This window comes from Okeania sp. SIO2C2 (genome assembly GCF_010692625.1).
In the GTDB taxonomy this organism is placed as follows: domain Bacteria; phylum Cyanobacteriota; class Cyanobacteriia; order Cyanobacteriales; family Microcoleaceae; genus Okeania; species Okeania hirsuta.
This window is the reverse complement of the sequence record NZ_JAAHGM010000037.1, coordinates 1-15491: the sequence shown is the minus strand read 5'-3', so window position 1 is coordinate 15491 and position 15491 is coordinate 1. Positions and strand designations below refer to the sequence as shown.

Sequence of the window (15491 nt, the reverse complement as noted above, 5' to 3'; positions counted from 1 at the left end):
AAGGGAAGAGGGAAGAGGGAAGAGGGAAGATGTGGGCAGAGATAATACAAAAAATTCAACTCCTTGCTGATGATTTTCGGTCAAAATTGATGCGCGAAAAGACTTGAGAACCATAATTATATAGATCTCAAATGGGTTCTATATGAAAAAAGATCGAAAAAAATTAAATATTTACAATATCTGCGAACGATAAAATTGTAGATTTAAGACAAAAAATTATAGATTAATACATAACTACCTTTGCGTCAATTCGGTATAAAACTGATTTACTAATTGAAGAAGGAGACAGGAGACAGGAGACAGGAGACAGGAGGAAAATTACATGGGGATTCGCTCCCCCAAGTAATGCGTGAACACCCCCGTTGACGGTGGGGTATTAAACCCACAAAGAAAATGATAATTAGGGTTTGCGCTCAAAAGTCTTATGGGTGAGGGTAGGAGACAGGAGACAGGAGACAGGAGACAGGAGGAACGGGGTACTTAGAAGAAGTAGGAGTAAGAATTGTAAGAATAATTTTTCTGCCCAGCTATACGCCTAAAATACTAACTTTTTGAGCATTAAGAGCTGAAACAGGCGCACTTTTTAAAGGCCCCAAAAAGGCTAAATTCTTTATATGTCAATGCTTTGAGATTTAATCAGCAAGCCCTAATTATTGGCAGATATATTGGATTAACCAGATTCTCCATTTTTAACAGATGAATTTAATTTACTAAAAAATCGTCTAGGGGAGCTACGAATTGCGGACGGGTCAGTTATAAATAAAATTTAAGGACTGACAATACCGACAGTACCAAACAAATACTGAAATTATCAATACCCCCAATACCAATATTTCCTCTTTTTCTCCTTTCTTCTCTCCTGAGGACTGACTCCTGAGGACTGACTCCTCACAACAGTTATTTATAAGTATTCAGCGGAAATAACTGACCAGTTACAAAATCGCGCGAACAATTACAAATCAAAAATGATTGACTCTCAGATGTGCGTCTTACATTCTGGAGCGGCTGTGTGCGGAATTACTTCCGCACAGTAGGCGCCCCGTAGGAGACCTCGCCAATTAGCACTCGCTTTTAAATGCATGACTTTTAATTTCCGCGTAGCGACACTAGAAGGTAAACCTCAACAATAACTACTTGTTTACCATTACCAAAATATTAACTTATGGATATTTAGCACTCAATTCTTGCTTGCCATTTTCATATTTTTTGTATAAGTTTCTTGGTCAGTAATGATATAAACATTCTGAGCAGCAATACCCTCTTTTTCCATCAACCTCATTACCCTCAAATGAAATTCATTGGCAGTACGCCCGTAACCAGCAGGAGGATGATATGAAACATATTTAATCTTGCGAGCATTACCTTCAAGACCTTGGAACATTATATAATGTTCCAGAATACCTTCCATACTTTTAAATATTTCATCAAGACCAGCCATTATCCTCTCTGCTTGCTCTGCTGTAATGCCATCAATTTTTAAAGTTCCTGTTATCCCCCACTCTTCAAGATCAGTTCTGTTTTGAGACCAGTTATCTACAATACCACCAACCATTCGAGAATTGGGCATTTTAATGATTGAACCCCATTCAAATGAGTACAACTTTGTTGTTCTTAAACCGATTTCTGAAACCTGGAAAAAACCACTTAATCCTGTAACTCCTATCCAATCACCAGGTCTATATAATCCATCAGTATAGATAATTATAGCACAACACCAATCATAGATAATGTCTTTGAACAATAAACCTAAAGCAACACCAGCACCACCAAGTAAACCAATCAAAGCTCCTGCAGATGCTCCCAAAAATACTTCTGCTCCTTTAATACATACCACAACAATTGCTGCAATCCGAAATAGTCTAGGGAAATAGGGAACCAGCAAATCATCGAGGTCTGTCTCAGTGTGAATAGTTAGATATTGTAGTAGTTGACCTAACAAAGGAGCTGAACGATAAATCACATTTGCTACCAGAGCAATAGCAGCTAAACCGATAATCTCAGTTATAATTTTGTTTAACTCAGGACTGATATACTCTATTAAAATTATATGCACTGCCCAAAACCCAGCAAGTAAAACTAACCAGTTTAAGGGTTCTTTAATGATAAAAATTAATTGATCGTCTAAGTCAGATTTAGTGTTAGAAGCCAGACCTTCAATACTTTTAATAATTACTCCAGCAATAAATCCCTGGAGTATTAGTGTTAATAGCAACACCCCAAGTGCAAATAATAGTTTATATGCCGATAGGCCAAAAATAGAGATTTCTCCAAGACTATTCCAAATTTGTTCTAATAAGTCCATTTTTTTTACTCAACTTAGAGATTTATTATAAGAATAATGTACTTTCCTAGTCTACAGAAACTGAAGTCTAGAGTCTAATACAATGCAAAATTTAGATCGTTCTTACAGTAGCAAAAAAACAGTCGATCAAGTATTGTTAATATAATATTTTAATATTGGCATTGCATGATCATGGAATTATCAGAGCAGGGATTGGAGAGAGGACAAATTAAATTTAAAATAATCAGGCATCATCCTGCAAATTATAGAATACCTTAATTTTTTCTGAAAATCTCTTTTGGCTGATGCAAATCAAACTTTACCTTGTCAGACTTTTAAAAAAATAAAAAATCACTTGACTTTTTTAGTTAGTTGTCTAGTTCATATATACAGAGCCTACAAAGCTATGCTATATATAGTGTTAGGACTTACGCACCTGCAAGGTATTTTCGTCCGAAGCGACCCACAGGGTTTGCGCAGCAGTCCGGAACGGAAAGCAATCTCAAATCCTAGTTTTTCGTACCTCATGCGTAAGTCCTGAATGTATTATTTGAGTAATAATCGGAGAACGAAGACTACAGATAAGTAAGTTGGTAGAATAAAATCGATGTATATTTAGTTGTGTAAAAAGTTTGAAATAAGGTATTGATAAACTGTCACCTAATTTTGACGTTTTGATTTTTTAATGCTTACCTACTTAGTATTATTGTGTAACTCAAGAGAAAGAAAATATATTAAGATTAAACTATTTTTCTCAAAAGTGTTGTAAGAGCTAGGAACATTTCAGATTGATCTTCCTATATTTGTCGCTCAAATATCAGATGAACTAGAGTTGATATTTTGAGACAAAATTTATAGCAATGAGCGCTGGTATATTTACAAATTGCAGGAGGGGCAAAATAGCTAAAAGTCTTATATTATTCCTTCGGAATGCTGCGCAAACGGCAATTTATGCCCCCTTCCGGAGCTGTTGCCTGTTGCCTGCGCACAGCGCTATAGATAGCACAATTCTCGGCGTTGGTGATTTGAGGTATGATATGAGATCAGGATAAAAGCGCGATAGAACTCTGTTCCGCGCTCCGCGACCAAAAAACTTTTTCCTTCTACTCCTCTTTCTTCTTCTTTACTTCCCTCCTGACTCGGTCCGACTGACTTCCCCTCCAGGGAGGGGGAGGGGCGAGGGGTGGGTTTACTCCTAAGTAATTAAGATGAATATGATACACTAATTCACCAACGCCCAATTCTCCTTTGGGTAATCTTGACACTCATAGATTTTGATCTAGGAAGCTTAAAAAAATGTTAATACTCTCCATTTTTTTGCCAAAAATCAAGATATTATTATGTACTAAAATCTACAGAAAAAAAAATTATGAAGATTGATAAAAAGATTCAAAATGATGTCATAAAAGACGAGAAAAAAATTCAAAAAAAAGCTAAAATAATCAAACAAAAAATATACAAATTTTTACATAAAACATTAACTATTAATAATGCTAGTAAGCCACAAATAATCGCATTTTACACTTCACTAACCCTTGGTGGAATTAGTTTAACATTAGCTATATTAGGGTCTTTATTGTACACCCTAGAACAAAAAGAGAGATTTGATAATGCTAAACAGCAAGCTCAAAGGGAAACAGCTAGAGTTGCTCTGGAGATTGACCGAAGACTGTATTTTGCCCAAAAATCAGCTATTTCTGTAGCCAACGACCTCACTTCTGGTAAATTAAATGATGGGGAATTATTGGAGCGACTTAAATCAGAAATTGAGACAAATACAGAACTTTTAGATATTGGGGTTGCTTATCAACCCTTTGCTTATCAACCGGATGTAAAGTTATATGCACCATATTATATCAGGAGAGACGACAAAGTAGAACTATCTGAAACTAAAATTAACTATACTAAACCCAAATATGCTTGGTATACTAATACCGTGAACAAAGGACCAAATTGGGGACAGCCATATTTGTGGAGTGACACTTCTCTAGTCAGTGATCCAGTAGTCGGATTTTATACTCCTTTTTATAGCCCAAATACTCCAGATAAATCCCCACGAGGTATCGTATATAGCGAATATTCATTAGGGCAAATTCGACAGGTGATGGAGTCTCTAAACTTGGGTAGAACAGGTTATGGATTTATCCTTTCTAAAACTGGAACTTACCTTTATCATCCTAATGAAGAACTTTTTAAAGCTCAAGAAAATGTCTTCGATCTTACATACGAACAGAAGGATGAAAAGCTGAGAGAATTAATTATTAAAGCGCTTAAAGGTAGGCCAGTAGAAGCAAATTTAACTGATGACGTAACAGGTCAAAATTCTTGGTTATTTCTGCGGACAACCAATCGAAATGGATGGGTAGTAGGAATAATCTTTATTCAAGATGAAATTTTACCAGATTCTGCTGTCACAAGACGTAAACTAATCGCTCTTAGTATCGCCTACCTTTGGTTTGCTGTTTTTCTCTCAATTCTACTATTTAAAGCTTACCTGGGAGGAGTAAAACGAATTGCATTAGTATCATTTATTATTACGACATTCTTTGTAGCAAACATTGCTTTTGTTTGGAGCTTAGTGTTGAGAGCGAGAACTTATACCGCAACTAGAAATCTTTTGCTTAGTGATACTGGTGTAACACAATTATTAGCTCCTCAAATAGAGTTAAGCAAAGAATTAAATCAAGAACCACCCCTAATTGTTCCTACAGGAGTTTTTATTCAATCATTTGATTTTACCAGTGCAAAAGATGCTTTTGTCACAGGTTATATATGGCAAGAATACCAAGATGGTGTACATGATGATTTATCTCGTGGCATTATACTTGCTAATGCTATTGAAGATAGTGATTATGAATTAAGAGAAGATTATCGACACAAAAAAGATGGTTTAGAAGTTATCGGTTGGTATTTTGCTTATACTCTCCGGATGGATTTTAATTTTGATTATTATCCTTTTGATGATAAAGATTTGAAAATCCGGATTTTGCATCAAGATTTCAATAATGGAAACTTAAATCGTCGGGTGATTCTTGCTCCTAACTTAAGTAGTTACAATGTAATTAACCCTCGAACCACACCAGGGATAGATCAAGAAATGGTACTCGGAGAATGGTATCTCAGGGATAGTTTTTTCGAGTATGCATTTAAGACATACAATACTAATTTTGGTCTGATAGATTCTGTACCAAAAACTAATTTTCCTGAACTTCAATATACTTTTATTTTGCAAAGGTCTTTCTTAGGTCTGTTTATTTCTAAACTAGGACCAATGATTGTAGTTTTGACTTTGTTATTTGCAGTACTACTGGTTTGTGACAAAGAACAAACTATGGAAGTTTTGGGAGCTTCTGCGGGTTTTGTATTTATTGTTATCTTAGACCAGGTAACAGTCAGACAACAAATTATTACTAAAGGAATTGTTTATTTGGAGTTCTTTTACTTTGTTGTTTATTTATACATTTTCTTAGTAACTTTGAACTTTATTCTCTGGAGTTTGAAGCCAAATCTTCCGATTTTTAAGTATAAAAATAACTTTATCTTTAAGGCACTTTATTGGCCGAGTATGATGAAGATTTTACTGCTAATCACTATTTTGGTATTTATTTAAAGAAGGAATTTACGATAACTAATTAGGGTTTGCTGAATAAGTTTTTTGGTATGAGGTAGGAGTCAGGAGTCAGGAGTCAGGAGTCAGGAGTCAGGAGGAATGGGGAATTTAGAGGAGTTAGTCGGATATTTTATTCCTTGATTTTTCTGCAATTATTCTGCCTTTTATCCTAACTTTTTGGTCGCTCAAGCTGAAAAAGTTGCAGTTTTTTTCGATCTTTAAAGGCTAAAACCTTTATCTGTAAATGCTTTTAGATTTAATCAGCAATCCCTGGAACACCTCTAAATTAGACTTGTCGCTTTATAACTTAAAACAATCCCAAAAACCCTGTTATGTAAGGATTGTAGCTATTTGATAGCAAAAATGCTGGGAATTATTTCTCTGTCTAGGTTAGAGTGATTTTTCCCTTTATTTAGCGACAACTCTATTCTTTTTCATACCTATGTCTATTGTGTCAGCTCAATTAGATTAACTACCACTGATTTTATTCCTTTCTTTTTCAGAGAAAAGTTTATCGATCAACTTAACACCAACAGCAGATTCTCCATCAAAAACAGAACCAGTAGTCAGTTTTTCAACACGCTCTCGTACTTTCCCTTGTAACAATCCGGGTAAAGGTACATATCCCACTTCTGAAATTACCGCTTTATTCGCAACATCTATTTGGTAATCAATAAAAGCTTTGACAGGGGGTATTGTTTCTAGGGAATTCTTATTCACATATAGAAATAATGGACGAGATAGGGGGCTATAAGTACCGTTAGCGATAGTTTCACTGCTTGCCTCCACACATTGATCGTTACCATTATCAATAGCAATTAGTTTCACAAAATCTTGATTTTTTTCGTAGTAGGTAAAGCCTATGAAACCCAAACTACCCCAGTCAGATTCGATACCCTGAATAATCAGATTATCATCTTCACTGGCCTGATAGTCTTTGCGACTTCTACCTTCTTCCCCAGTAACAGCATCAGTAAAGTAATCATAACTACCAGAGTCAGCATCGGGGGCAAAAAGACTTAGAGGTTCTTCCGGAAATTCATCACGAATTTGCTTCCAGTTTGTTATTTTATTCTTATCATCATTATTAGGTTGCCAAATTTTTGTTAACTCTTCTAGGGTCAGGCAGTCTGCCCAATCATTGTCGCGATTAACGATTATAGAAATACCATCGAAAGCAATGGGAATTTCAACAAATTCTATTTCATTTGCCTGACAGAGGTCAATCTCAGACTTTTTAATGGGACGGGAAGCATTTGCTATATCTGTGTCCCCAATACAAAACTTTTTTAGTCCGTTTCCAGAACTAGATATTCCTATAATTACTTGATTTTCCGGATTATCATTCATAAATTTTTGAGCCATTGTCTCAGATAGGGGAAAAATTGTACTTGAGCCATCAACTAGAACATATTGTCTTTCCTCAGTATCTTCTTCCTTTACTTGTGGAGATATTTCGGTAGTGGAAGTTATTGTTTCATTATTGCCGCAAGCACTTACAATCAGAAGTAGAGCTATTGCAAAAAAACGGAGAGATTGGTTTTTCAATTGTATTACTAAATTCATAAATTTTAGAGTAAGATTTTACTGATAACCTTGATAATTTTACCACTTACCAATATTCAATCTTGAGATAAACTCTCTATTCAGCTAATATTTTTAGTTTGATTTTGTGGGAAAATTATTATCTTTTTCTTTATGGGTTCAATACCCCACCGTTTACAGGGTGTCTACAATTGGTTGGGGATAGTCAATGACCTGCCACTTCATGTCTACAAACCCCATCCACTTTTTTCTTCTTCCTTCTTCAAAATAATTATCCAATTACTAAGGCTGACAAAACTATCCTGTGTAAACTTGTTTAAATCTACTTAATCTACCTCTAAAAATTTATACTCTAGTCCGAAATAATATTTATACCTTAACCATTTGAATAACTGTCACATTTCAAATATTTTTCTGTGCAAAGCTAAACCATCATCAAGAGGTATCCATCATTGGAGGAAGTAGAAGAATGAAAACTTCTGTAAATTTTGCTAGCTTTACTGTTGGACTAGCTTTAATATTACTTTTGACATTTGGTATTTTACAATGGCTACATATTTCGGTTGGTAGTTTTTTAGATTGGGTAATTGGGGGTGCTTGTTTTTGGTGGTTATTGTTAATTGTTACTGTTCCCTGGAATATACATTTTGAAGCTAAAGAGGTATTAGCTGAAGCTGCTGAGTCAAAGCAAAAAGGTATAACAGTTGATGCTCAACAAGTTGATTATGTTGCTAAGTTAGCGCGTTTTTCTTTGTGGATAGCTTTGGCTTTACATTTTCTTTCTACAGTTGGGCTTTATACTTTAGCTATTACTGGTATTAGTGTATTTGGTTATGTGAGTTCTGGCGCAGCTTTATTGTTAACTGTTTTACGTCCTGCTATACGTTTATATCAATATTTAGTGGTACGATTATCGATGATTCGTCGAGAATTATTGCATCCTCGTGCAGATATTATTGAACTTAGAAATCGCTTTGTAAATATCGAAAAAACTGTTGAATATCTAGGAACACAACTAAGTATTGAAAATCCAGAATCTTTTAGATCGAAACAACAGCAACACTCCGAAATAACAAGAAAAGAATTCAGTCGTTTAGCAGTGACAATAGAAGATTTAAGAAATACAAACCAAGCAGAACATCATCAGTTAACTAGAGATTTTGAAAAAGCAATATCGAGACTTTCAACAGACGGGAAATTTCTTAATCATGTGCAGGAAATAATTCGGTTTATCAAAGAAGCTTAATGAGATATTTATTTTCAATCTTTTCCGATCCCGATCTTCAAGAATTAACAATTAACAATTAATAATTACCTCTCCTGAAAACGAATAGGATTGGCAAACAGGATTTTTTTGATTTATTTTTTCTTCAAAGAAGAGGCTTTATATAGCAAGGAAAGAGTTGGTTAGGACAGAGATTGATGATGAACCTGAGACAGAGAAAAGCTTTTACCACTGTTCCCTGTTCCCTGTTCCCTGTTCCCTGTTCCCTGCTATAGTACTCGAAGGAAAGGGCGCGGACATATCAAAAGCTTACAACTCAGACAACACAATATTTTTCCTTCTTTCCTAGATAACTAAAGCCTTCTTCCTTCTGCTTTAAACCTTAATTATTCAGTAAATTATGGAGTTTTTAATCATATACTCAAACTATTAAACTTTATCAATAAAGCCAAATAATCGTAACACTTCTATCTGAGAAACAGGGATTAAGCAAAAAAAAATCTTAATCTATTACAGGAAAAAGGTTTACCACAAAAAAACTAAGTCTAGCTAACTTAATATATACCTAAATCTGTCCTGATTAAGACCAACTGATTTTGACTTTAATCTATATTTAACTTGTCATTAGACTTCAGATAAGCTGAAGCTTTGTTGCAAAATTTGGATTTAATTTTCTTTAGTAAAAAATTCTAGATTTTATTTGAAATCAGAAACTTCTTCCTGATCATTTTTATTAGATACACCCCTTTGGATCTAGTTGGATCTAGAAAATATTTGAAAGAAATTTTAAATTAATCAGGAACCTATGGAAGAAGATTTAATCTACCACTTAAAATACTTGAATCCAAAATCTTAAAATACTAACTCTAAAATTAAAAATTTTAGTTTTTGCTTTGGGCCTGAAGATTTGTATTAGATTCAATAGGGGCTTTATCAAATTCTTCTCGGTTAGGAAATATGTCAAAAACTCGATCCATACTTGTTAACTCAAACAGAATTCTAACTTGTTCATTAATAGAACATACAACTAATTGACCTCCAGCAGCTCTAACAGTTTTGAGCGCTAAAACTAAAGCACCTAAGCCAGAGCTATCCATAAAAGTTACATCTTTAAAATCTATCAAAATAATATCTGCTCCAGCTTCAACTTGCTCATTAATTTCTTGGCGAAATTCAGTAGCCTTAGTGCCGTCTAAAATGCCATTAGGTTGAATATACTTAACCACAGTACTCATATTTTCTAGAAGCTATGACTCTAACTATTAACAAACCTAGCCTAGTATACCTCATTACTGAGATTAAGTCCAAGTATATTGATAAGTAACTCAAAAGTAATTACCATATAAGCTTTTCTGTTGTTTGATTTAATTGATAGGACTAACTTTGGCACGGAATAGTAGTTTACCTCCCTGTCGATAGCCAGTATAACGAACTTTTACCAGTTCTCCCTCTTGGGCAGACCCTTCCATTAGTTGATGTAACTGAGGGTCAAAAGGAACTTCTACTCCCACAGGAACGATAGATTCTACATTCCATTGTTGGATCAATTGCTCTACTGGACGTAACAAAGGTAATATCTTTGTTGCTGGTAAACGAGGATTTTGTTTAACCTTGTATACAACAGTGGGCCATTGTTGTAACCAAGATTCTAAAATTTGCAAGCTAGACTGCTGAAACTCCTGTGTTAAAAATTGTTTTTGTTGCTCAAAGTTTGCCTGGAGATTGCGATATTCTTGTTCTAATATTGATGTGGAAGTTGGTACTGATTTTTTGACAAGTTCGGGGGCAAAATTATCTAATAATTCTGTTAATGTTATTCCTAATGCTTGACTAATTTTGAGTAGAATATCTACTCGCATTTGTGACCCTAACCCACGTCGCAACCGAATAAGCTGCAATTCCGAAACCCCTGCTTTTTGACTTAATTCTTTAAAGCTAGAAATACTTGCTTTCTTCATCAGGTTTTGTAATTGGGAGGCATAGTTTATTGGAAAAGACTGATTCATTTCACCGGATATTAAAAGAAAAGAGTAGACTTTTGTGTCTGCTCTAGAATATATCACAATTACTCATTATCATTAAGTAGGTCAGCATTAAAAATTATCCTGATGATCAAGCACAAAGTGTGGGGTAAAAGGAATAAAATAGTAGTGTGTTTGAGGGACTTTACTTTTCATTACATACTAATTTTTTTCACCTTCTTACTGGCTAAAAAATTACTAGCATCTTAAGTATTGAACTTACTCAAGATGATTTTATGAAATATTTTGAGTGAGCACCATCAATTTTTTAGACCAATTTCAATTTAAAGTTAGCAAGATTCATTGTGATTGTATGCTAATTATGTTTATTTTTTAATTAATAAAACAACTTTATTTTGATTGTAAATGTGCTTCTAGGAACCACAAAAGTTTATCAATAGTCCGAGAAACTTCGGTATACAAATCGGATGTATCCGCATCTCCTAATTTATATGTTTTATCTATTCCATATTGGACTAATTTTGCATAAGTTGCGAAGCGGTCTGCTAATGCTATTTAAATAATCTTTTTCATCAATGATTTTATCAGGATATTCTTCTTAAATTGATTCAGAAGCAGCAATTCGAGCTGTCCCCATTGCTATCCCTCCCAAAGCTCTAACTCTTTCTGCAAAAATATCAATATATTCTTATAGTTCACCAGCCATTTGATCAAATAATTCATGTAATTGATCAAAATCCATTCCTTTAACATTCCAATTTCCTTGTTATACTTGAGTTTTTATACCGAGAATTGTTGCTAATGTATAGCGCTGTGCGCAGGCAACAGGCAACAGGTAACAGCTCATCTGGGGGAATAAAAAATCTATTCTATAATATCAGACTTTTAGCTATTGGACACCTCTTGTAATTTGTAAATATGCCAGCGCACATTGCTATATTGTTAAGAATACCCACTATTTTAGAACGTTTCTCTCCAGGTAAATCTATCCAATAATAGTAAATATTTTGCTTTCATTTTTCCTGATTCATATCGATTTATAATAATTAACTTCAACTAAAGGATAACAATGGAAAAATTTGATTTTTTAAAATTAATTATTCTTGTTAAAATTAACAAACTTATGCAAAATATTCCCAAGTTTAACTATATAGTAAGGAATAGAAAATAGGCAAAATTGGGAAAAAAATCAGACCGTATTTGATCCATCATTAGCATCAGTCCTCGGCAACTCTTTTCCGTGCTATACCTTGAAGTTCATCAAAGGATGAGAAAAAAAGGTTTAAGGTTTAAATTTATTTGATAGACTTGATTCAGGTGGCCAATTCAGCTATAGCAAGCAACAACCAACAGTTGTAAGACTCTCTAAAGGGTTCGCATTTTTGCCACAAGTCGGCGTGACCCCAAGACCGTACTAACTTATCGCGTCGGCGACCTCTGTCGGAAAGAAGCGCCACCAGGTCGCATATTCACAAACCTACCTAGCGTCTGGTAGTGCACTCGGTGTGAGTAAATAGACATCTCCTCCAAAAGAGGCAGTAGGCAGTAGGGAGAAAGAATTGATAATTTATGTGTGAGAATTGATTTGATTTTGAATTTTTACCAGATGTCTAATAGTTAAGAAAAAGATTTCCCTGTCTAGGGTTCATTATCAGTCTATGTCCTAACTAACTATTTCGCCTGTTATAGCTATTTATTTCTTGGCAAAGGTCAATAAACTTTGGTCTACTAATTAATTTGTTCATAATTAAATCATACTAATAGGGACTTTGCTCTCAAAAGGGGTATGTTAAGAGGTAATATCATGTCCGGTTGAATACTTATAAATAACGACGGAGGAGGACCGAGTCAGGATGACCGAGTCAGGAGGAAAGAAGAAGGGGTAGTGGTACATTTTAATGGTATAACCAGTGGGAGTATCTTGCTCCCGTTCTAATTATTTTTGTCACGGTATAGTCAGTGGGATCATTTTACTCTCTTTCTAAGTGTTGCTTGTCTCCACCTACCATTACTATGCAGGACTACCGAAGAAGGAAGAGGAGAAGAAAATTTTTGATCACTAATTAAACGGACATGATATAAAAGTTGTTTGTTATATCTACAGAGTCTTGATGTGATTTTATCAAGTATAGAACCCATTTGAGATCTATATAATTATGGTGTAAGAGTCTTTTCGCGCATCAATGAGTGAGGAAAAATCATATGAAGGAGTGTTGAATTTTTTGTATGATCTCTCCCCACATCTTCCCTCCTGTCTCCTGTCTCCTGTCTCCTGTCTCCTAGCTAAAAAAACTTGATATTTATGAAGATACGCTTAGGGGTTCTATAGCGCTGTGCGCAGGGAACAGGGAACAGGGAACAGGGAACAGGGGGAATAAATTGCCGTTTGCGCAAGCATTCCGTAGGAATCATATAAGACTTCTAGCTCTTTTGCCCCTACTACAATTTGTAAATATACCAGCGCTCATTGCTATATCTCCCGATGAGGGGGGGGAAAGGAAAAAAAGTGATAATTTATTTATCTACCTAAGAAGTATTTTTATTGATGAGAATTGTGCATTTATTTTGTATAGTTTAAACCAGAAATTTAAAATATTTATTTGACTAACTCTTAAGTTTGAGGGTCGCTCAAAATAATTAAATTATAAGTTTTTTCAATCTAGCTATTTTTAGCTACAATAGCTATAAAATAAACACTGTGGAGGTAAATAAAATTGCAGACTAAGATATATAAAAAATATTTCACTCACAAATTAATTCCGATTACAATATTGATAACAGCTTTACTGCTAGGATTATATAAAAGACCAGCAGAAGCTTTAGAAGAATCTAATAGATTGCTAAAAATAGGAGTCATACAACGATTTGGTACTAAAACTACAGATAAAATCACCCTGAGAGCTACTCCTGGAGATAAATTAACTTTAAGCTTTAAAACTCCAGTAGGAAAAGAAACTCTTACTACTGAAAAAGTTGAGTTGAAAATTAAGATGAGACCGCAAGAAAAAGCATTATTAAAAGAGCGGTTAGTTCTCAGTAGTCACCGCAGTTATGAAAATGCTGAAGAAGATGCTCAATTATGGAAAAATAAAGGAATAGATGTAGAAGTAACCCAACCCGGAAGATGGAAAGTTTGGGCAAAAAGAGAAGTTTATAAAACTCCTTTATTGCGACGCTGGTTACTAGAAAGTCTACAAGCTAATAGTAATACAAATGTATATCTCGATTTGGAAGTTCTCAAACAAAGACCCACAGCTTATTGGGAAATGAATGGCTATACTTATCATCGCCATGAATTAGATATTACAGCAGGAAAAGATATAATTCTCGTTAATAATCAATTTAACCAAGATACAGCAATACCAGAAGAACGACGTTATGCTGGCTCACTCAAATTACAACCGAATGCTTATGGAAGCTACACATTAGTAAATAATGTCCCAATAGAAACTTATATTCGGGGAGTAGTACCCCACGAATTAGGAGCTTGGCCACCAAAAGCATCCCTAGAAGCTCAAGCAATTTTAGCTAGAACTTATGCACTACGGAATTTACATAGGTTTGTAGCAGATAATTATGAGTTGTGTGCCAATACTCACTGTCAAGTCTACAAAGGATTAGATGTATACCCAGAAACAGATGAAGCAGTAGCAGCAACTAGAGGGAAAGTCCTGACTTATGAAGATGAGCTGATAGATGCTGTTTATTTTGCTGTTAGTGGTGGTGTGACAGCAGATTTTAACGATCTATGGAATGGCACTGAACGTCCATATTTACGACCTGTAGTTGATTCAGCTAATAATATCTGGGATTTATCTACAAATAGTTTAGCTGATGAACAAAATTTCCGTAAGTTTATGAGTCTTCAAAAAGGATTTAATGAAGAAGGTTGGATAGAGTTTCGTTGGCGCGAGGTAGTTAGTTTACCTGGTATAGTTAGCTATTTAAAGAGTTATTTTCGAGAGAAAAAAAGTCCTTTTGCTCAAATTGAAACTGTAAAAAATGTGGAAGTGACAGAGCGATCGCTAGCTGGTCGTGTTCTGAAAATGACTGTGGAAACTGATAAAGGAATTATAGACTTAAATAAGGACGAAGTACAAAATGCCTTTTGGGTGCCTTGGAGTACACTGTTTTATTTAGACCCTATATACAAACCCGATAAAACTTTGTGGGGCTATAGTTTTGTTGGAGGGGGATTTGGACATGGGGTAGGTTTCTCTCAGAAAGGGTCTATTAAGTTAGCTGAGTTAGGTTGGAGTAGCGATCGTATTCTCAGTTTTTATTTTCCTGGAACAGAGCTCCAACCTCTCAGCGAGTCCGTCACTTTTGGACAAAAATAATAGTAGCGATCGAGGCAACATATAGCGGTTTTCACTCATGTTGACTACAAAACTTCTGCCCTCTGCCTTTCCTAGATCATGCTGCACAGAAAGCATAGCTGCCTTTAAGCCAAAATCTCTGTATTTTACGTTAATGAAAACTGCTATAAGTGGCGTTGCTGAATAAATGTATGATTTCATACCAAATCTGGTTATCATGCACCACGTTTTTCGCCCTTCCTCTCTAACTCTTCAGAATAGCTGCCTCCACTATAGCTGCCTTACCCTGCTGTGGAGGAGGTGCGTTACGTAAAACTAACGCACCCTACTGGACTGTTTCATCTAAAATGGTGCAATAGAATAGTCAGCTAAAAGTGACTATTGGACTCACAAGCGATCGTTAAAAACAGACAACCAAAAACAAGCGATCGTTAAAAACAGACAGCCAAAAATAGACGTTCTGGACGCTCCACAACTAAAATAGTGGAATAGAATAGCCAGCAATATGAGGACAATAATTATGGGAAGA

General features: G+C 35.1%; 9 protein-coding genes. 4 read left to right on the top strand and 5 right to left on the bottom strand.

What is annotated here, in order from left to right:
- The first annotated feature begins 407 nt into the window (after nucleotides 1-407).
- On the top strand, nucleotides 408-539 hold the full coding sequence (locus F6K18_RS24140) for a hypothetical protein (protein WP_287524867.1): 132 nt from the start codon (nucleotides 408-410) through the stop codon (nucleotides 537-539).
- 638 nt (nucleotides 540-1177) lie between these two features.
- Here the strand turns inward: F6K18_RS24140 and F6K18_RS24135 are convergent.
- Nucleotides 1178-2302 carry a mechanosensitive ion channel family protein gene (locus tag F6K18_RS24135; RefSeq protein WP_287524865.1) on the bottom strand — a complete coding sequence of 375 codons (1125 nt, stop codon included), beginning with the start codon at nucleotides 2300-2302 and terminating at the stop codon, nucleotides 1178-1180.
- 1082 nt (nucleotides 2303-3384) lie between these two features.
- Nucleotides 3385-3546, bottom strand: coding sequence for a hypothetical protein (locus F6K18_RS24130; RefSeq protein ID WP_287524863.1), 162 nt, complete (start codon nucleotides 3544-3546; stop codon nucleotides 3385-3387).
- A 104-nt stretch (nucleotides 3547-3650) separates the two neighbouring features.
- Here F6K18_RS24130 and F6K18_RS24125 point away from each other — a divergent pair, with 104 nt between their 5' ends.
- Nucleotides 3651-5891 (top strand): Cache 3/Cache 2 fusion domain-containing protein, encoded by a 2241-nt coding sequence (locus F6K18_RS24125; RefSeq protein WP_287524862.1) that lies wholly within the window; start codon nucleotides 3651-3653, stop codon nucleotides 5889-5891.
- A gap of 468 nt (nucleotides 5892-6359) precedes the next feature.
- Here F6K18_RS24125 and F6K18_RS24120 read toward each other — a convergent pair whose 3' ends face one another.
- Nucleotides 6360-7457 (bottom strand): PstS family phosphate ABC transporter substrate-binding protein, encoded by a 1098-nt coding sequence (locus F6K18_RS24120; RefSeq protein WP_287524860.1) that lies wholly within the window; start codon nucleotides 7455-7457, stop codon nucleotides 6360-6362.
- 448 nt (nucleotides 7458-7905) lie between these two features.
- On the opposite strand from F6K18_RS24120, the gene F6K18_RS24115 reads away from it, so the two are divergent.
- Complete coding sequence (locus F6K18_RS24115; protein ID WP_287524858.1) at nucleotides 7906-8682, top strand: hypothetical protein; 777 nt, start codon at nucleotides 7906-7908, stop codon at nucleotides 8680-8682.
- A gap of 860 nt (nucleotides 8683-9542) precedes the next feature.
- On the opposite strand, the gene F6K18_RS24110 is transcribed toward F6K18_RS24115, so the two are convergent.
- Together F6K18_RS24110 and F6K18_RS24105 are read right to left on the bottom strand one after the other, a co-directional pair.
- On the bottom strand, nucleotides 9543-9896 hold the full coding sequence (locus F6K18_RS24110) for an STAS domain-containing protein (RefSeq protein WP_287524856.1): 354 nt from the start codon (nucleotides 9894-9896) through the stop codon (nucleotides 9543-9545).
- A gap of 129 nt (nucleotides 9897-10025) precedes the next feature.
- On the bottom strand, nucleotides 10026-10667 hold the full coding sequence (locus F6K18_RS24105; RefSeq protein WP_124145447.1) for a helix-turn-helix domain-containing protein: 642 nt from the start codon (nucleotides 10665-10667) through the stop codon (nucleotides 10026-10028).
- Nucleotides 10668-13357: 2690 nt separating this feature from the next.
- On the opposite strand from F6K18_RS24105, the gene F6K18_RS24100 reads away from it, so the two are divergent.
- A complete protein-coding gene (locus F6K18_RS24100) occupies nucleotides 13358-14983 on the top strand; it encodes a SpoIID/LytB domain-containing protein (protein WP_287524854.1) in 1626 nt (541 codons plus the stop codon).
- Nucleotides 14984-15491: the final 508 nt, after the last annotated feature.